The sequence below is a fragment of the Kribbella ginsengisoli genome, from assembly GCF_039537185.1.
Taxonomy (GTDB): Bacteria; Actinomycetota; Actinomycetes; order Propionibacteriales; family Kribbellaceae; genus Kribbella; species Kribbella koreensis.
Map to the genome: position 1 here is coordinate 21,036 of NZ_BAABAA010000016.1, position 16,219 is coordinate 37,254.

The 16,219-nt window shown below is 69.5% G+C and carries 17 protein-coding genes; 4 read left to right on the forward strand and 13 right to left on the reverse strand.

Annotation, left to right across the window (positions count from 1 at the left end; genetic code table 11):
- Position 1: 1 nt before the first annotated feature.
- The 3 genes from ABD768_RS36835 to ABD768_RS36845 all read right to left on the reverse strand — a co-directional run bounded on the left by ABD768_RS36835 (position 2) and on the right by ABD768_RS36845 (position 1,807).
- A complete protein-coding gene (locus ABD768_RS36835; protein ID WP_344848705.1) occupies positions 2 to 766 on the reverse strand; it encodes an ABC transporter ATP-binding protein in 765 nt (254 codons plus the stop codon).
- A gap of 106 nt (positions 767 to 872) precedes the next feature.
- On the reverse strand, positions 873 to 1,436 hold the full coding sequence (locus ABD768_RS36840; RefSeq protein WP_344848707.1) for a LiaF transmembrane domain-containing protein: 564 nt from the start codon (positions 1,434 to 1,436) through the stop codon (positions 873 to 875).
- 95 nt (positions 1,437 to 1,531) lie between these two features.
- Complete coding sequence (locus tag ABD768_RS36845) at positions 1,532 to 1,807, reverse strand: DUF1876 domain-containing protein (RefSeq protein WP_343966578.1); 276 nt, start codon at positions 1,805 to 1,807, stop codon at positions 1,532 to 1,534.
- 211 nt (positions 1,808 to 2,018) lie between these two features.
- Here ABD768_RS36845 and ABD768_RS36850 point away from each other — a divergent pair, with 211 nt between their 5' ends.
- Together ABD768_RS36850 and ABD768_RS36855 are read left to right on the forward strand one after the other, a co-directional pair.
- Entirely contained in the window at positions 2,019 to 2,231 is a 213-nt protein-coding gene (locus ABD768_RS36850) for a DUF1918 domain-containing protein (protein ID WP_343964918.1), read from the forward strand.
- A 5-nt stretch (positions 2,232 to 2,236) separates the two neighbouring features.
- Positions 2,237 to 2,554, forward strand: a complete 318-nt coding sequence (locus ABD768_RS36855; protein ID WP_344848710.1) for a hypothetical protein — start codon at positions 2,237 to 2,239, stop codon at positions 2,552 to 2,554.
- A 6-nt stretch (positions 2,555 to 2,560) separates the two neighbouring features.
- On the opposite strand, the gene ABD768_RS36860 is transcribed toward ABD768_RS36855, so the two are convergent.
- Together ABD768_RS36860 and ABD768_RS36865 are read right to left on the reverse strand one after the other, a co-directional pair.
- Positions 2,561 to 3,310: a phosphatase PAP2 family protein gene (locus ABD768_RS36860; protein ID WP_344848712.1), complete on the reverse strand. Its 750-nt coding sequence runs from the start codon at positions 3,308 to 3,310 to the stop codon at positions 2,561 to 2,563.
- 17 nt (positions 3,311 to 3,327) lie between these two features.
- A complete protein-coding gene (locus tag ABD768_RS36865; protein WP_344848714.1) occupies positions 3,328 to 4,236 on the reverse strand; it encodes a hypothetical protein in 909 nt (302 codons plus the stop codon).
- Positions 4,237 to 4,382: 146 nt separating this feature from the next.
- On the opposite strand from ABD768_RS36865, the gene ABD768_RS36870 reads away from it, so the two are divergent.
- Positions 4,383 to 5,282, forward strand: coding sequence for a lysylphosphatidylglycerol synthase domain-containing protein (locus ABD768_RS36870; RefSeq protein WP_344848716.1), 900 nt, complete (start codon positions 4,383 to 4,385; stop codon positions 5,280 to 5,282).
- Complete coding sequence (locus ABD768_RS36875; protein WP_344848718.1) at positions 5,279 to 5,920, forward strand: glycerophosphodiester phosphodiesterase; 642 nt, start codon at positions 5,279 to 5,281, stop codon at positions 5,918 to 5,920. Before ABD768_RS36870 ends, ABD768_RS36875 begins: the two co-directional genes overlap by 4 nt.
- A 4-nt stretch (positions 5,921 to 5,924) precedes the next feature.
- On the opposite strand, the gene ABD768_RS36880 is transcribed toward ABD768_RS36875, so the two are convergent.
- From ABD768_RS36880 to ABD768_RS36915, 8 genes are all read right to left on the reverse strand, one after another.
- A complete protein-coding gene (locus ABD768_RS36880; RefSeq protein ID WP_344848719.1) occupies positions 5,925 to 7,865 on the reverse strand; it encodes a heparinase II/III domain-containing protein in 1,941 nt (646 codons plus the stop codon).
- Between the two features lie 144 nt (positions 7,866 to 8,009).
- A complete protein-coding gene (locus ABD768_RS36885; RefSeq protein ID WP_344848720.1) occupies positions 8,010 to 9,206 on the reverse strand; it encodes an acetate/propionate family kinase in 1,197 nt (398 codons plus the stop codon).
- Positions 9,199 to 11,292: a phosphate acetyltransferase gene (gene pta / locus ABD768_RS36890; RefSeq protein ID WP_344848722.1), complete on the reverse strand. Its 2,094-nt coding sequence runs from the start codon at positions 11,290 to 11,292 to the stop codon at positions 9,199 to 9,201. Before pta ends, ABD768_RS36885 begins: the two co-directional genes overlap by 8 nt.
- 45 nt (positions 11,293 to 11,337) lie before the next feature.
- Positions 11,338 to 11,496 (reverse strand): hypothetical protein, encoded by a 159-nt coding sequence (locus ABD768_RS36895; RefSeq protein WP_343964936.1) that lies wholly within the window; start codon positions 11,494 to 11,496, stop codon positions 11,338 to 11,340.
- A 92-nt stretch (positions 11,497 to 11,588) separates the two neighbouring features.
- The gene (locus tag ABD768_RS36900; protein WP_343964938.1) at positions 11,589 to 12,551 is read right to left on the reverse strand and encodes an ATP-binding cassette domain-containing protein; all 963 of its coding nucleotides are present in this window, start codon (positions 12,549 to 12,551) and stop codon (positions 11,589 to 11,591) included.
- A gap of 162 nt (positions 12,552 to 12,713) precedes the next feature.
- The gene (locus tag ABD768_RS36905) at positions 12,714 to 13,553 is read right to left on the reverse strand and encodes a universal stress protein (RefSeq protein ID WP_343964940.1); all 840 of its coding nucleotides are present in this window, start codon (positions 13,551 to 13,553) and stop codon (positions 12,714 to 12,716) included.
- A gap of 27 nt (positions 13,554 to 13,580) precedes the next feature.
- A complete protein-coding gene (locus tag ABD768_RS36910; protein WP_344848723.1) occupies positions 13,581 to 15,218 on the reverse strand; it encodes an NAD(P)-binding protein in 1,638 nt (545 codons plus the stop codon).
- Entirely contained in the window at positions 15,211 to 16,218 is a 1,008-nt protein-coding gene (locus ABD768_RS36915) for a thiamine pyrophosphate-dependent enzyme (RefSeq protein ID WP_343964944.1), read from the reverse strand. The genes ABD768_RS36910 and ABD768_RS36915 overlap by 8 nt, the downstream gene beginning before the upstream one ends.
- Between the last annotated feature and the right edge of the window lies 1 nt (position 16,219).

Sequence of the window (16,219 nt, forward strand, 5' to 3'; positions counted from 1 at the left end):
GTCACCAGTGCAGGTCCGCCGTGCGGCACTTACCGCCGCTGGGTGGACCGTCGCTGACGATGCGGCCGCTGGACAGCTCGATCACCCGGTCCGCCACCCGCGACAACTCGCGGTTGTGGGTGACGACCAGAACCGTCTTGCCCGCCTCGGCCTGCTGCTGCAGAAGTTCCAGGATCTGTACGCCGGTGCCGAAGTCGAGCTCCCCGGTCGGCTCGTCGGCCAGCAGGATCGGGTTGTCGGTGGCCAGCGCCCGGGCGATCGCGACCCGCTGCTGCTCGCCACCCGACAACTGGTGCGGGAAATGACGCATCCGGTCGGCCAGGCCGACGCGGGCCAGCTCGGCCCGCGCGACCTCGGCCGCTGACCCGCGTCCGGCGACCTCGGCCCCGAACTGCACGTTCTCCAGGGCGGTCAGTCCGGGGAACAGGTTGAAGGTCTGGAAGATGAAGCTCACGGTATGGCGCCGCAGCGCGAACTGCGCGCCGCGCGACGCCCCGGTCATGTCCCGGCCGTTGAGCGCGACCCGGCCGCCCGTCGGAGTGTCGAGCAACCCGATCATGTTGAGCAGCGTCGTCTTGCCACTTCCCGAGGGGCCCAGCACGACGACGAAGGCAGTCTCGTCGACATGAAGGTTCACGTCCGTCAGCGCGGTCACCGTCGTGTCGCCGATGACGTACTGCTTGACCACGTCGTCCAGATCTATCCGGGTTCCGACGGACAGGTCCGGCGACGACTCGCGCAGATGAACGCTGGTGCTCTGGTCCATGGCGGTTGTCAGTTCTGGTGGGCGACGGTGGTGTCTTGGTGGTGGTCGAGGGCGCGGGGCTCGTTGGCGACGGTGACGCCGCCGAGGATCGCGAGGCCGTTGAGGTTCAGGACCGGGGCGTTCGGTGGCAGGTAGCCGTCGGCGTGGGTCTTGTCGTCGAAGCCGCCGAGGATGGGGGTGCCTTTGATGGCAACCCGCCACCCAAGGCGTCGACCGTGGCAGCCTCATCGATCCGCGACTCGCGCAGGTCGAGCGTCACGCTGCCGGCGATCGCCGTGGCGTCACAGCGCTGCAGGTGCTCGGAGCGATCGGTCATGCGGGTACCACCGAACAGTGCGAAGGTGCTGCCCGAGCCGGTGCTGGGGCTGTGGTTGCTGCGGGTCAGACCGAACAGCACGATCAGGCCGACGACGACGAGCAACGCCGGGCCGAACAGGCTGCCGGTGGTCCACGACAGCTGGTCGGCCAGCAGCACGAAGCCCAGCGCGATGAGCAGCAGTGGGCCTACCGTCGCGCGCCGCCTCGTCACCAGCGCCGTCAGGCCGAGGCCGATCACGGCGATCGGCCACCAGTCGGTGACTCCGCCCAGGCCGGCGCCGGCGGCCTGGAGTATCCCGATCACACCAAGGGCCAGCAGTACCAGCCCGATCCAGATCCGTACCGGTGTCATCACAAACTCCTTTCCTCCACCTTCCACGCTTCCGCCGGCCATGCGTCCCGGGCAGGGTCCAAAGTCCCGGGAGCGTGTGCCGGAGTGCCACCCGGTCAGCTGTGCAGGTGGACGTGGTGCTTGGTGATCTGCTCGATGTCACCGGTCGCGGCGTGGAGCAGCTCGCGCGACAGCTTCGACAGCGCCCGGGCCACCGCGACCTCGTCGCCGATCTCCGCGATCTCGCGGTCGCCGGGGTTGCGGTGGGCGGTCCCCCGGCCGATCAGGTGCGTGTCGTCGTCGGTGTGCAACCGCGCCTCGGCGTGGGTGCTCCGGTCGTCCTCGTGCTCGTCGATGAAGATCTCGACGGTCCATCGTTTCGTCGCCACCATCGTCGTCACCCCTTCTTGCTGGACAGTTCTGCACTGTCATCGTCGGCCGCCGCAGCGAGCCGGCCCAGAGTCGTCCGGTCCCTTCCGATGGGACCTGCCCGGCGCCGGCCGGGACCTAAGTCCCACCCGACCGGGTCCTTGAGCCCTGTAGCGGCCGGGCGACCGGGGATTGGCTGGAAGGACGACTTGCCCCACGGGAAGGACCAGCACGATGAAGGCAACGCCTGGCGACTGGGTGGTGGTCGAGAGCACCCATCTGAGTGAGATGAGGCGGCACGGTCAGATCTTGGAGGTCCACGGTCCGGCCGGCGATCCGCCGTACCTGGTCCGCTGGGACGACACCGGCACCGAGACCGTCTTCATTCCGGGCCCAGGAGCCCACATCATGACGGCCGAACAGATGCGAGAGCAGCACAGCCGTTGACGACGATGCCCAAGAGAAGCCCCCGCCGCGGCTGGATCGCGGCAACAGCGGCCTGCCTGCTGTTGCTGACCGCCTGTGCTGCCGGGGCCAACGATGTCGCCGGAGCCGGCGCGGGGCACGACGCCGGCTTCTGGCTGGGCCTGTGGCACGGCCTGATCAGCCCGATCACCTTTGTGATCTCCTTGTTCACCAGCAAGGTGAGCATCTACGAGGTGCACAACAACGGCAACTGGTACGACGTCGGCTTCGTCCTCGGCATCGCGACGGCCTTCTCGGGCGCCGGCCGGGCCGGGGCCGCGACGCCAGGCCGCCGGGAACGTTGAGCCCTTTCATTGTGAATGGTCGGTACGCCTGTCGCGGGCTCTGGCCCATCGGGTTGCCACCGCGAGACCGAACAGCGCGACGGCGCCGCCGGCCAGGGCGTCGAACAGGTAGTGGTTCGCGGTCAGTACGACCGAGATCAGCATCCACAGTGGCATCAGCCAGCCGAACAGCCGGGCCAGCCAATGGCCGGCGAATCCCGCCACGGCGATCCCCATCAACAGGTTCCAGCCGAAGTGCAGGCTCGGCACCGCGGCGTACTGGTTCACGAAGGCCGGTGGTTGCAGGACCCGGTACGCCGAGGTCTGCTGGGTCACCGTGTCGACGAAACCGTAGCTGGTCAGGAATCGCGGCGGGGCGACCGGGAAGAGGGCGAAGATCGCCAGCCCGATCCCGCCGGAGATGAGCATCGCGTCGCGAAACCGCCGGTACGCGGCGCGATGCCGGATCAGCAACCACAGCAGGGTTGTCAGCACGACCGGCCAGTGGCCGTAGATGTAGATGTAGTCCGTGGCCCGCAGCAGCCAGCCGTGCTGCGACGCCGCGGCCTGCAGTGCCGGCTCGGTGAACAAACCGACGGACTGCTCGAGGTTGACCACGTGCGCGGCGTTGCGGAAAGCAGTGTCGACCCGGCTGTCGATGAGGCCGCGGACACCGAAGTACAACACGATGCCCCCGGCGATCACGGCGATCTCACGCAGAACCGGCCTCATCTTCTGCGAGGCGCGCAGCGCGGCCTGGCGGCTGATCGTGACCATCTCTACACCCCTCCCGGTCAGCAGGCGAACAGGTTGACCTGCCAGCGCCCGTCCGAATCCAGGTCGGCGCTGAAGGCCACCCCGCCGACCGTGCCGTCGGCTTCGGGGTTCCGGGTGACAGGGCCCCAAACGACCTCGGGCAGCCGGGTCAGCACGGTGCCGCCCCGCGACCCGCAGCCGCCGTTCGCGAGCGTGACGTAGCGGACCAGCAGCAGCACCTCGGCAGTACGCCGGGAACTGCCCGGCACCGGCGCCAACGGAGCAGTCGAGCGGGCCAGCGCGCGGGCGGCGGCCACGTCATCGGCGTACCGCGCCGCGGCCGGGTGGCCGTTGCGGAGTTCGCGCAGCAGGTTCGCGTACGGGTCCGGCGGCTGGAACTCGAAGGATCCCATCGCGTACCGCCTCGACGTCAGGTCGCTCAGCACCAGGACCACCGACTGAAGGAGGTCGTGCGACATGCCTGCTGGGATCGCGCCTGCCACCGGAGCCAGCTTGGCGGCCCGTACCTTCTGAGCCACCCCAGGGTTCGCAGCGGTCCACGGCGGACCGGACGCGTTGATCGCCGCCGCGGCCTCCTTCAGTTGACGATCCAGCACGCCGGCCGAGGAGAAGAACGTCGAGAGCGAGTCAGCCGCGCTGCGCCGATTGGTGGGCGCACTCGACGGCACAGTCGACGTCGGCGAGGACGACGGCCGCGCGGAGGTCGAAGGCCGGGTGGACGCGGAAGGCTGAGTAGACGAAGGCTGGGTGGATGCCGAGCCGCTCGGCGTCGCGGACGCGACCGGCCCGGGGCCGTCCGTCCGCTGATCACGGTTCACCAGGACTATCACCGAGCCGGCCGCCAGTGCGACCGCGAGCACCACTGCGAGCAGCAGGACGATCCGTCTGCTGCCGCGATCAGGAGTCGTACCGGACTTGAGCATCACCGTTCACCCCACTGGCTTCTGGAATCACCTGCCTACACTGAAACCGACGCCGCACAGTTGCTCCCAGGGGCGTAGTTCCGCACACACCGGGCCGAAAGTCTCCTGTGTCACAAGGAGACGCTGCCCGGGAGTCGGAAGGAGGCCGCGTGCACCACGGCCGGAAACAAGTCCATGCCTGCCTGCGGTTCGGGCGGGCGCTCATCGCCAACCGCGCGGTCCGCGTCGCCGTACTCGTGATCGCCGTCACCGTGTCCGTGTGGAACTTCGAGCGGATCCCGCACGCCGCGATCCTGCCGGCCATCATCGGCCTGCTGCCGTTCGCGATCGGCAAGTACGTCCTGTGCCCGCTGCGCTGGCACGCCGTGTCGACCAGTGGCAGATCGCGCCGCTGGCATCTGCGGACCTATGCGGAGAGTGAGATCCTCGGCCTCATCTCACCAGGGCATGCCGGCGCCGACCTGTGGCGGATCCACCGGCTCGAGGGCGTCGGGGTACGCCGCGCCCCCGCCGTCGCCGAGGTCGCCCTCGACCGGTTCGTCGGCGCCGTCGGGCTGGTCGTCGCCGTCGTGGTCTGCGGAGTGGCGCTCCCGCCGGTCGTGATCGCGGTGGCGCTCGGCATCGCGGCCGTCGCGCTGGTGGCCGCGATCGTCGTGTCCCGGCGGCGTCCCGGGCTGACCCGTCGCTGGCCGTTGCCGTCGCCGAAGGTGTTCGTGCTGGGGATCGTCTTGTCGATCGGCTATCAGGCCAGCATCCTCGGCCTGCTGATCGGGGCGCTGCAGGCCGTCGGCGACTCGGTGTCCCCGTTCCAGTTGATCGCCGTCTTCGGGGCCAGCCAGATCGCCGGAATCCTGCCCGGCGTGCACGGCGCGAGCCCGCGTGAAGGTGCCTTGGTCGCCGGTCTCGCCTCGATCGGCGTTCCCTGGAGCGCCGCGTTCGGGGCGGTCGCCCTGACGGCGCTGCTCTACTGGGTTCCGGCGCTGCTGCTGGGCGGCGGTTCCCACTTCCTGCGCTGGCGAGGCAGGTCCCGGGAGCCTGCGACAGCATGAGACCGCGGTTGGTGGTGGCGCATCGGGCCGGCAACGACCTCGGCGCTTTGCGGGCCGCGCTCGACGCCGGCGCGGACCTGATCGAGGCCGACGTGCACGCCTTCCGCGGTCGCCTCGAGGTACGTCACCTGAAGTCGCTGGGCCCCCGCTGGTTGTGGGAGCGGGACGAGCTGCTCCTCCGGCGCGACATCGAGCTGTACGAGCTGCCCGAACTCGTCGAGGCGATGGGCGGCGAACCGCGGTTGTTGCTGGATCTGAAAGGGATCCATCCCCGTCTGGCCGGCCGGGTGGCGGCCGTCCTGCGCGACACGTGTCCGGACACCGTTGTCACCGTGTGTACCCAGCACTGGTGGATGCTCAGGGCGTTCCGGGAGCTGCCGTCGGTACGACCGGTGTTGTCGGCCGGGAGCCGGCGCGGCCTGCGGCGGTTGCGTTCCAGGCTGCGCAGCAGGCCGGCGTACGGGGCCTGTGTTCACCGGCGACTCCTCACCCCCGAGCTCGTCACTGAGCTGAGGCGCGGCGCCGAGGTCGTCCTCACCTGGCCGGTGGACAACGAGGACGACCTCGTCAAGGCGCACGCCCTGGGTGTGGACGGCATGATCGGGAAGGACCTGCGGTTGTTCGATCCGGAGCACTGACGCGCTACGGCGTCGCCCGGTAGAGCCCTCCCCCGGCCGACACTCCTACGGAGATCCGTTGGCCGGCAACATCGAGGGCGATCACGTAGCTGGTGCCTGACCAGTGAGTCGTGTAGGTGACCGATCCGGTCGCCCGCACCGGTACGACGAACGACAGGATCGTCGCGGACGTACCGGACCTTGCCTGCATCAGGGTCGGCGCGGACTTCCGGTTGAAGGTGCTCGGGTAGTACCAGCCCTGGATCGGGTTGGTCTGGCCCTGCTTCACCAGAGTCGCGCCTGGCGGAAGCGCTTGCCGGTAAGGGATCTGGAAGATGATCGTCCTGGTCGAGTCGCCCGGGGCCATCGCGATGGCGGTAGCGCGGGAGTACACGGTCGCGCGCTGGTCGGCGGGCAGGTGCCACAGAGTCTGGAACGCCTGCGGTGTCTTGGCCAGTCCGCGGTCGAGTGAGACCACCAGGTCCGGATCCTTCAGCACCAGTACTGCGCGCGTCCGGCTGACCGAGGTACCCGGTACGTCGCTGAACTCGTAGAACTCGGCATTCGCCTTCACCAGCGACCTGGTCAGTTTGGTCACCGGAAGGCGGTCGGCGGTCCGTGGCGTCGTCATCATGCTGTGCGCGGCGGGGCTCTTCGCCCAGGTACGCCAGACGTCGTTCTGATACCCCGCGTGCCCGCTGTCGACCAGGATGTCGCGGCCACGAGCGGTGTAGGTGATCGACGTGTGGTCACTGTGCCCGTGCATCGCCCGGGCCGGACCGAACCTGATGCTGTACGTCGATTCGCCGGTGAAGCCCCGGACCGCGCCCCACCCGGTCCTGCCGAACACGTACCCGGCCGAGTAGATCCCGACCCGCTTCGACGGTGCGGTGCCTCTGGTGCCGAGCGATGCGGCGTACTCCATCGGCGTACCGGGCGCCGCAAGGGTCGCCAGCAACTCCGAGTCACCGAGCTGGTGCAGCTTGCCGAGCGAAGTCGTGGCCAACGCGAGCCAGGTCGCCATCAGCGTCCGCCGGCTCGAGATGGTCGACCCGGGGACGGCGCCGCAGTTCTGCAGCACGGTCACCGCACGCCCCCACAGCGAATAGTTGAACTGCGCGTACCCGACGGACTGCTCGTTGGTCGAGCCCTGGGTATCGATCGACGTGGTGATCCCGGCGGCCAGCCGGCTCTGCGCGGTCTGCTTGTAGTCGGACCGGCCCAGCGTGCAGCCGACCCCGAACAGGGCGATGCTCTCGTCGGTGCCGTGGTTCCAGGCACCGCTCCAGTTCGCCGTCAGGAACCTGGCGTGGTTGACCAGCGCGGTGTCCAGCCAGGCGTATTTGGCCGGCAACGTGGTGACCTGCAGGCCGGACAGGATCGCCTGGCGCAGACAGATCAGCACGTTGGTCCGGTGCATGGTCGACTCCCAGGCGCCGACGTCGGCCTTCCAGGAGTACGGATTGTCACGCGACCAGTCGTAGGCGATCGTGTTCACCCGGGTCAGCGCGGTCAGGTCGCCTTGACCGGCCGCGACGATGCCCTGGCCGAGCCAGCGCAGCGAGTGGAACCACATGTACCAGCTGGGGTTCTTGTACGGGTTCAGGCGCCAATTGATGTTGCCACCGCCGTTGCCGACCTTGTACGGCGCGAACGGTCCCCAGGTGTAGATGTCGCGATACAGGTTCGCGAGCGGCGTCTGGTCGTCGACGGAGCTGAACCCGGGACAGGTGTAGAAGCCCGCCGCGACAGCCTTCGACGGGTCCGTCCGGATGTCGTCGGCCGGCGCGGCTGTCGCCGGTACGACGTTGCTCGCGCCCGCGACGAACTGCGCGCCGGACGGCTCCGGCAGATCGGGCAGGATCGCGATCCCCGGTGTCGCCACCGGCGATGACGACGCCGTGGTCATCGCCCCGGTCATCATCGCGATGGCCGTGATCACCACGGCCAGGCCCCTCGGTTTCATCGGTTCGTTCCCCTCCGCAGCAGCGCCGCCGGGCGGCGGCGGTTCACTGCTTAGAGGGTCCGATCGGTGTCAGGGAGCGACCAGGGTCCTAGGTCCCCAACAGAACGGGACCCCGGTACCGCGGCCGCGCAGTCCGGCGGCCCGTCAGGAGCCTCCGACGACCGCGAGCGCCTCGCGCGCGATCTGCCACTCCTCGTTCGTGGGGATCACCAGCACTGCCACCGGGCTGTCGTCGGCGGACACCAGCCGGCTCCCGTCCGCGGCCGCATCGTTGCGTTGGGCATCTATCCGGATCCCCAGCCGCTCGAGCCCGCCGAGCGACGCCGCGCGGACGTCGGCCCCGTTCTGGCCGACCCCCGCCGTGAAGACGATGGCGTCGACGGTGCCGAGGACGGCGTAGTACGCGCCGACGTATTTCTTGATCCGGTGGCAGTAGACGTCGAAGGCCAGTTGGGCGACCGGGTCACCGGCCTCCACGCGGGTGGAGAGTTCGCGGAAGTCGTTGCCTCCGGCAAGGCCTTTCAGGCCGGAGTCGAAGTTCAGGGCGTGGTCGACCTCCTCGACGGTCCAGCCGAGTTCGCGGACCAGGTGGGCGTGGATCGCCGGATCCAGGTCGCCGGAGCGGCTGCCCATCACCAGTCCTTCCAGCGGAGTCATGCCCATCGAGGTGTCGACCGAGACGCCGCCCCGGATCGCCGCGGCCGAGCAGCCGTTGCCGAGGTGCAGGACGATCACGTTCAGCCCGGCCGGGTCGCGGCCGAGGAATCGTGCTGATTCAGCCGAGACGAAGGCGTGGGACGTACCGTGGAAGCCGTACCGGCGGATGTCATGGTCGTCACGCCAAGCCAGCGGCACCGCGTAGGTGTAGGCCGCCGGCTCGAGGGTCTGATGGAACGCGGTGTCGAAGACCGCGACCTGCGGCAGCTCCGGGAAGAGCCGCCGAGCCACCCGCATCCCCTCGAGATTCGCCGGGTTGTGCAGCGGCGCCAACGGCACGAGCGCGGTGACGGCGTCGATCAGCTCGTCGTCGATCAGCACAGGGTCGGCGAAGCGCGATCCGCCGTGCACCACGCGATGGCCGACCGCGGCGACCTCGACCGCGTCCAGCGACGGGCCATGGGTCTCGAAGGCGTCCAGGGCCGCGCGCAACGCGTCCTCATGGGTGTCGATCTTGCCGTCGGTACTCGTCTCGCCGTCAGGTCCGCGATGCAGGTGCCGGCCCTCCGCCTCGCCGATCCGCTCGACCAGGCCGGACCCGGCCGCCTTCCCCGACCCGGCGTCGATCAGGCTGTATTTCAGTGACGACGAGCCTGCGTTGATCACCAGCACGTGCTCACTCATCAGTTCCACCCCGTACGCCGTACTGCGCCTGAACGGCCGTGATCGCCACCGTGTTGATGATGTCCCGCACGGTCGCCCCGCGGGACAAGTCGTTCACCGGCTTCCGCAAACCCTGCAGCACCGGTCCAACCGCGACCGCATTGGCCGACCGCTGCACCGCCTTGTAGGTGTTGTTGCCCGTATTGAGGTCAGGGAAGATGAACACCGTCGCCCGGCCCGCGACCTCCGAGTCCGGCAACTTCGTCCGTGCCACCGCGCTGTCGATCGCCGCGTCGTACTGGATCGGCCCCTCCACGAGCAACGAGGGCGCCCGCTCCCGGACGATCCCGGTCGCCTTCGACACCTTCTCGACGTCGGTCCCGCTGCCGGACGTACCGGTCGAGTACGACAGCATCGCCACCCGCGGCTCGACCCCGAAGGCCGCCGCGGTCGCCGCCGACGAGATCGCGATGTCAGCCAGCTGCTCGGACGTCGGATCGGGGTTCACCGCGCAGTCGCCGTACACCAGGACCTGATTCTCCAGGCACATGAAGAACACCGAGGAGACGACCGAGACACCGGGCAGCGTCTTGACCACCTCGAGCGCCGGCCGGATCGTGTGCGCGGTGGTGTGCACCGATCCCGACACCATCCCGTCGGCCAGGCCGAGCTGCACCATCATCGTGCCGAAGTACGACACGTCCCGGACGACTTCGCGGGCCTTGTCGAGGTCGACGCCGCGGTGCTGCCGCAGCCGGTGGTACTCCTGCGCGAACCGCTCCCCCAGCTCCTCGTCGTCCGGGCTCAGGATCCGCGCGGCCGAGAGGTCCACCCCGAGCGCGGCCGCCTTCGCACTGATCACGACCGGATCGCCGAGCAAGGTCAGATCGGCGACACCACGGCGCAGTACGACGTCGGCGGCACCCAGGATCCGCTCCTCCTCACCCTCGGGCAGCACGATGTGCTTGCGCTGGGCAACAGCTTCGTCGACCAGCTGGTGCTCGAACATCAACGGCGTGACCGCCGCGCTGCGCGCCACCGCGAGCCGGTCCAGCAACGCGGTCCCGTCGACGTGCTGGTCGAACAACGCCAGCGCCCGGTCCACCTTGCGCGCCGAGTCCTTGGTCAGCCGGCCGCGGACGGCGGTCAATGCAGTCGATGCGGCGTGGGTACCGAGGCCGGTCTCGATCAGCGGCATCGTGCTGCCGATGCCCTCGATCAGTCGCAGGATCTGCGGCGGCAGCTCGAAACCACCGTTCAGGAAGATCGCCGAGACCTGTGGGAAGTTCTGCGAGGCGTGCGCCATCAGCACACCGACCACGACCTCAGGGCGGTCCGCCGCGGTGATCACCGCTGCGCCTTCGAACAGCCGGTCCAGCACGTTCGGCATCGTCATCCCGGCCACCACCAACCCGCTGGCCTCCCGCGCCAGCAGCCGCGGATCGCCACCGAGCAGCCGCCCGTCGACCGCCTTCATCAGATCCGTCACGGCCGGGGCGCTGAGCAGCGGCTCCTCGGGGATCGCGTACGCCGGTACGCCGGTACCCGCCAGCGCCGCGATGACCGACGCCAGCTCATCACCGCCGACCCGGTTGGCGACGACCGCGAACAGCGAGCCGTGGTTGGCCGCCAGCTCCGCGCCGGCCATGTCGGCCAGCGTCCGCAGGTCCGCCGGGCTGCGCCCCGAACCGTTCAGCACCAGGAGAACCGGCGCTCCGAGGTTGGCCGCGATCCTCGCGTTGTAGGAGAACTCGGTCGGCGTCCCGACGTCGGTGTAGTCGCTCCCGACGATCAGCACCGGGTCACCACGATCAACTACGTCGCGGTACCGCTGCACGATCCGGTCGAGCGCCGCGTCGGGGTCCTTGTGCACCTCGTCGTACGTCACCCCGACGCATTCGTCGTACGGCAGCGAGACAGCGTCGTGCGAGGTGAGCAGGTCCAGGACGTAGTCGCGTCCGCCGTACAGCGCGGTGTCCGGCCGCACGATCGGCCGGAACACCGACACCCGCTCAACCCGCTTGGACAACTGCTGGAGCACTCCGAGCGCCACCGTGGACTTGCCGGTATATCCCTCCACCGATGCGACGTACACGCTGCTCTCCATGGCCGAAACCCTAGTCGGTACTCCGGAAGCATCAAGCTGGACCGGTCAGCGGTTGGCCGCCTTGCGCCGGACGTACCCGATGGCGCCGGTCCCCAGGAACAGCACGATCCCGATGATCGCGAGCCAGACCAAACCCTTGATGGCGAAGCCGATGATCGTCAGGACCAGCCAGAGAACCAGGAGAACGATCAGAAAGACGAGCATGAGTTGCCTCCGTTTCCACGAATGATGGCCACCGGGTCGTTGCGCGGTGGAGGCCGGTCCGACAGTGTCCCGTCGTACCGGCCGTCTGCAGGTCACCTGCCGGGCGGGCCGGCGATCGTCGCGTGCGCCACCTGTCTCGACCCGGGCGGCGGGCGGGCCGACGGATCCGATCCGGTCAGCCGGCACCGTCGCGCATCACCGGCCGGCCGCGGGACTGAACCATGCGGCGCCGAGGACCGGTTGAGGATTCGAGGTTTCGCCGCGGCCGGTACCTCTGAACCTGAGCAGGTCGCCGGCGCGGTGCCGAGTGCCGGCACGGCGGTGGACTCCGGCGCCGGGGTGGGTTCTGCCGCGGAGGGAGGTTCCGGCATGGGGACGGGAGCCGGCGCGGTGGTCGTGCTCCGGTCGGTGGCCGTCAGTTGGGAGAAGGTTGCGATCCGGTCGGCGTAGGACTCCGCCTCGGTCTCGCTCTGGGCGGTGACCAGTACTGCGGCGCCTTCGGCCGCCACCTCGCGCAGGACCTCCGCCAGCGTCACGCAACCGGCCTCGTCCAGCTCTGTCGTCGGGTCGTCGAGGACGACGACCTCTGGGCGGTGCATCAGGGCCTGGACGATGCCCAGCCGGCGCAGTTGGCCCCGGCTCAGCCGGCTCATGGGCTGGTCCAGGTCCAGCTCCAGCCGCGCGGCCAGCTCCAGCGCGTACGCCGTCGTGCAGTCCCGGACCGCCGCGCAGATGTCCAGTACGTCGCGGGAGGTCAGCGACCCCATCGTCTCCAGGTCACGGACCAGGAAGCCCAGCCGTCCCTTGAGCGCGGCCGCGCCGTCCAGTGGGTCCAGACCCAGCACCCGGGCCGTACCGGTCGATGCCGGCAGCGCGCCCACCAGAACCTGGCTCACCGAGCTCTTGCCGGACCCGTTCGGACCGACCAGCGCGACGACCTCACCCCGCCGGACCCGCAGCTCGCCCAGCTCGACGCCGTACACCGACAGGCCGTCCACCACGATCGGTTCGTCCAGCGCCAGGTCGGTGGTGGTCTGCTTCCGGATGGTGTTCATCGCCCTTTTCCTTCCCTCGATCCTTGCCCCTGAGTCTTCCGTTTCCGGTGTGACCTGGCACACGGGAATCGGACCTGACCCGAGAGGCCGCTGGACCCGGGAAGGGGCCTCGTCACGCGGGCCGAAGGTCCCCACCCCCGCAGGGACCTTCCGGCAAAGACCTCAGCGACGGACGACGACGACCGGGCAGTCGGCGGTCCGCAGCAGACTCTGGCTGACGGAGCCGAGCAGCAGGCCGGCGACACCGCCGCGGCCCCGCGATCCGACGACCACGAGCGACGCGCCGGTGGTCAGTTCGGCCAACGCCGTCGCCGGACGGCCGTCGACGACCCTGGCCTTCACCTTCACACCGGGGTACTTGTCGCAGTACGTCGCCAGGCTCTCCGCCAGCCAGTCCCGCAGCAGGGTCTGCGCGTCGGCATTGGCTGACTCACCCCGGCTCTGCGGCTGCCGGCAGTAGACGACATCAAGCGGTACGCCGATGCGCGCCGCGTACTCGAACGCGAACTCGATCGCGCGCTCGGAGTCCGGCGACCCGTCCGTACCGACCAGGATCGGCCCGGTCCTGTCCGTCCCGCGGACGACTACGACCGGACACGCCGCCCGAGCGGTCACGGCGGTCGCCACCGAGCCGAGCACGGTCCCCAGCCGATGGTGCGCCCGCGTCCCGACCACGATCAGCTCGGCCTGCGGCGCCTCGGCCAGAATCGCGTTGGCGGCGCTCTCGCACGCCAGCCAGCCCGAACCTGCCTCGTAGCCCAGGCGATCACGCACATAGGCGACCGCGGCGTCCAGCTGCGCCTGGTACTCGTCGACCGGAGTGTGCGGGATGTAGCCCTCCGCGCCGATGGCCGGCCACTGACTCACCTCGGGCAGATAGGCGCGGATCACCCGGACGGCCATTCCGCCGGTCCGGGCCGCGTCGACGGCCCAGTGCAGGGCCAGCTGGCTCTCCGGAGTCTCGTCGACCCCGACCAGGACGAACTTCTTTCCTTCGTACATCGGTCAATCTCCTTGCCATCGGCAACTTCAGGAACGTTCGGGGAACATCTCGATCACGCCGCTCGGGCACTCGGCGGCACACAGCCCGCAGCCCTTGCAGAAGTCGAGGTCGATCTCGTACTTGCCGTGCCCGAGCTTGATCACCGCGTTGTCCGGGCAGACGCTGAAGCAGTTGTCGCACTCCAGGCAGTTGCCGCAGGACATGCAGCGGCGCGCCTCGAACAGCGCGGTCGATGCGTCCAGACCGCCGGTCACCTCGTCGAAGGTGCTGATCCGGCGGGCGAGCTCCAGCCGGGGCCGGACGGTCGCCGGCGCGTCGGAGTAGTACCAGGTGTTCAGCCGGTCGTACGTGGCCAGGTCGTGGCGGGGCGGCCGCTGATCCGTCGTACCGCGCAGCCACGCGTCGATGTTGCGGGCAGCCTTCTTGCCGTGCCCGATCGCCACCGTCGCGGTCCGTTCGGACGGGATCATGTCGCCACCGGCGAACAGGCCCGGCCGGCCGGTCATCAGATGCGCGCCGACCTGGACCACGTGGTCGCTGATCACGACATCGTCGAGTCCCTCCACCAGCGCCAGGTCCGACAGCTGCCCCAGGGCCAGGACCACCGAGTCTGCGTCCAGGTCCTCGAACTCACCGGTCGGCTGCGGGAACCCGGTCTCGTCGAGCTTCATCTTCTCGATCCTGATCCGGCCTTCGTCGGCGTACGCGATGGTCGACAGCCAGCGCATCCGCACCCCTTCCTCGAGCGCCTCCACGACCTCGATCTCGTGGGCCGGCATCCGGTCGCGGGTGCGGCGGTACACGACGACGGCGTCGGTGGCGCCGAGCCTGCGGGCGGTCCGGGCGACGTCCATCGCGGTGTTGCCACCGCCGTAGACAGCGACCCGGCGGCCGAGCAACGGCTGCTCGCCCTCCTCCACCCCGGCCAGCACGGAGACGGCGTCGAGGATGCGGGCGGAGTCACCAGCGGGAATGTCCGCTCGCCGGCCGATGTGCGCCCCGACCGCCAGGAAGACGGCGTCGAAGGCGGCCAGCTCGGCCTCCAGGTCCGTCACCTTGGTACCGAGCTCCAGCCGGACTCCGAGGTCGGTGATCCGGCGGATCTCCGCGTCGACGACATCGCGCGGCAGCCGGTAGGCAGGGATGCCGTACCGCATCATGCCGCCGGCTTCCGGGCAACTGTCCCGGACGGTGACCTCGTGGCCGAGCAGCCGCAGGTGGTACGCCGCCGAGAGCCCCGACGGGCCGGCGCCGACCACGAGCACGTGCTTACCGCTGGGAGGCAGCGTCAGCGTGACGTTCCAGCCCTGCTTGATCGCCTCGTCGCCGAGGAAGCGCTCGACCGAGTTGATGCCGACCGGCTCGTCCAGGGTGGCCCGGTTGCAGGCCGTCTCGCAGGGGCGGTAGCAGATCCGGCCCATGGTGGCCGGGAACGGGTTGTCGGCCATGATCGCCCGCCAGGCCGACTCGTAGTCCGCCTCCTCGGCGTGCTTGAGCCACTGCTGGATGTTCTCCCCTGCCGGGCAGGCGTCGTTGCAGGGCGGCAGCCGATCGACGTACGCCGGTACTTCGGTCCGCCAGGCGCCGGTCTTGTTGGCCAGGCTGGATCCGACGTCGAGGGTGATCGCGAATGGGAGCGAATCGTGCTTGCTTGCCTCAGGCATCTACCTGGCTCCTTTCCGGTTCGGTCAGGCCGAAGATCCGGACGTTGCGGTCCGCCTCGGCCTGGATCCTGGCGATGATGTCGTCGCGGCGCTGCTCGCCGAACAGGTGCCCGAACCGGCCCTGCGGCCGCAGGTAGTCCTCGACCGGCCGGCGCCTGCGGATCTTGGAGACCGCCACCACCTCGCCGTCCTCGGCCTCGAAGACGGGGAAGACCCCGGTCTCGGTGGCCAGCCGGGCGATCTGGATGGTCTCGTTCGACGCGGTCCGCCAACCCAGCGGGCAGGGCACCAGGACGTGCAGGTACCGCGCGCCGCGGAACTCCATCGCCCGGGTCGCTTTGTACTCGAGGTCACGGAGGTCGGCGACCGTCGCCGTCGCGACATACGGAATGCGGTGTGCCATCGCGATCGCCGGCAGGTTCTTGCCCTGCCCGAAGTCGTTACCCGGTTGCGGGCCGACGGCCGGGGTGGTCGTCGTCGCCGCGCCGTGCGGGGTCGCGCCGGACCGCTGGACGCCGGTGTTCATGTAGCCGCCGTTGTCGTAGCAGATGTACAGCACGTCGTCGTTGCGCTCGAACATGCCGGACAGACAGGCCAGCCCGATGTCGACGGTCCCACCGTCGCCACCCTGGCCGATCACCCGTACGCCGGTCTGCCCCTTCGCCTTGAGTGCCGCGGCGACCCCGGTGGCCACCGCCGGCGCGTTGCCGAACAGCGAGTGCAGCCACGGGACCTGCCAGGCGCTCTCGGGGTACGGCGTGGAGAAGACCTCGAGGCACCCCGTCGCGTTGACCGCGACCATCTGGCGGTCGGTGGCCCGCATCACGGCATCCAGGACGTACCGGGCACCAAGTGCCTCGCCGCAGCCCTGGCAGGCTCGGTGCCCGGAGTTGAGCGAGTTCGTCCGATGGGTGTCGGACTGCACGGTCTGCAGTTCGCTGTCGAGCAGCCGGTTCCCGGCCGCGTAGCTTCCGATCTGGTAGAACCTCACGCGTTCCATG

Excerpts from the sequence above, each read along its gene's own strand:
- ABD768_RS36880 (WP_344848719.1), bottom strand. The coding sequence starts at position 7,865 with ATGAAACCGAGGGGCCTGGCCGTGGTGATCACGGCCATCGCGATGATG.
- pta (WP_344848722.1), bottom strand. The coding sequence starts at position 11,292 with ATGGAGAGCAGCGTGTACGTCGCATCGGTGGAGGGATATACCGGCAAG.
- ABD768_RS36860 (WP_344848712.1), bottom strand. The coding sequence starts at position 3,310 with ATGGTCACGATCAGCCGCCAGGCCGCGCTGCGCGCCTCGCAGAAGATG.
- ABD768_RS36915 (WP_343964944.1), bottom strand. The coding sequence starts at position 16,218 with ATGGAACGCGTGAGGTTCTACCAGATCGGAAGCTACGCGGCCGGGAAC.
- ABD768_RS36895 (WP_343964936.1), bottom strand. The coding sequence starts at position 11,496 with ATGCTCGTCTTTCTGATCGTTCTCCTGGTTCTCTGGCTGGTCCTGACG.
- ABD768_RS36905 (WP_343964940.1), bottom strand. The coding sequence starts at position 13,553 with ATGTACGAAGGAAAGAAGTTCGTCCTGGTCGGGGTCGACGAGACTCCG.
- ABD768_RS36910 (WP_344848723.1), bottom strand. The coding sequence starts at position 15,218 with ATGCCTGAGGCAAGCAAGCACGATTCGCTCCCATTCGCGATCACCCTC.
- ABD768_RS36840 (WP_344848707.1), bottom strand. The coding sequence starts at position 1,436 with ATGACACCGGTACGGATCTGGATCGGGCTGGTACTGCTGGCCCTTGGT.
- ABD768_RS36850 (WP_343964918.1), top strand. The coding sequence starts at position 2,019 with ATGAAGGCAACGCCTGGCGACTGGGTGGTGGTCGAGAGCACCCATCTG.
- ABD768_RS36885 (WP_344848720.1), bottom strand. The coding sequence starts at position 9,206 with ATGAGTGAGCACGTGCTGGTGATCAACGCAGGCTCGTCGTCACTGAAA.
- ABD768_RS36900 (WP_343964938.1), bottom strand. The coding sequence starts at position 12,551 with ATGAACACCATCCGGAAGCAGACCACCACCGACCTGGCGCTGGACGAA.
- ABD768_RS36845 (WP_343966578.1), bottom strand. The coding sequence starts at position 1,807 with ATGGTGGCGACGAAACGATGGACCGTCGAGATCTTCATCGACGAGCAC.
- ABD768_RS36835 (WP_344848705.1), bottom strand. The coding sequence starts at position 766 with ATGGACCAGAGCACCAGCGTTCATCTGCGCGAGTCGTCGCCGGACCTG.
- ABD768_RS36875 (WP_344848718.1), top strand. The coding sequence starts at position 5,279 with ATGAGACCGCGGTTGGTGGTGGCGCATCGGGCCGGCAACGACCTCGGC.
- ABD768_RS36855 (WP_344848710.1), top strand. The coding sequence starts at position 2,237 with ATGCCCAAGAGAAGCCCCCGCCGCGGCTGGATCGCGGCAACAGCGGCC.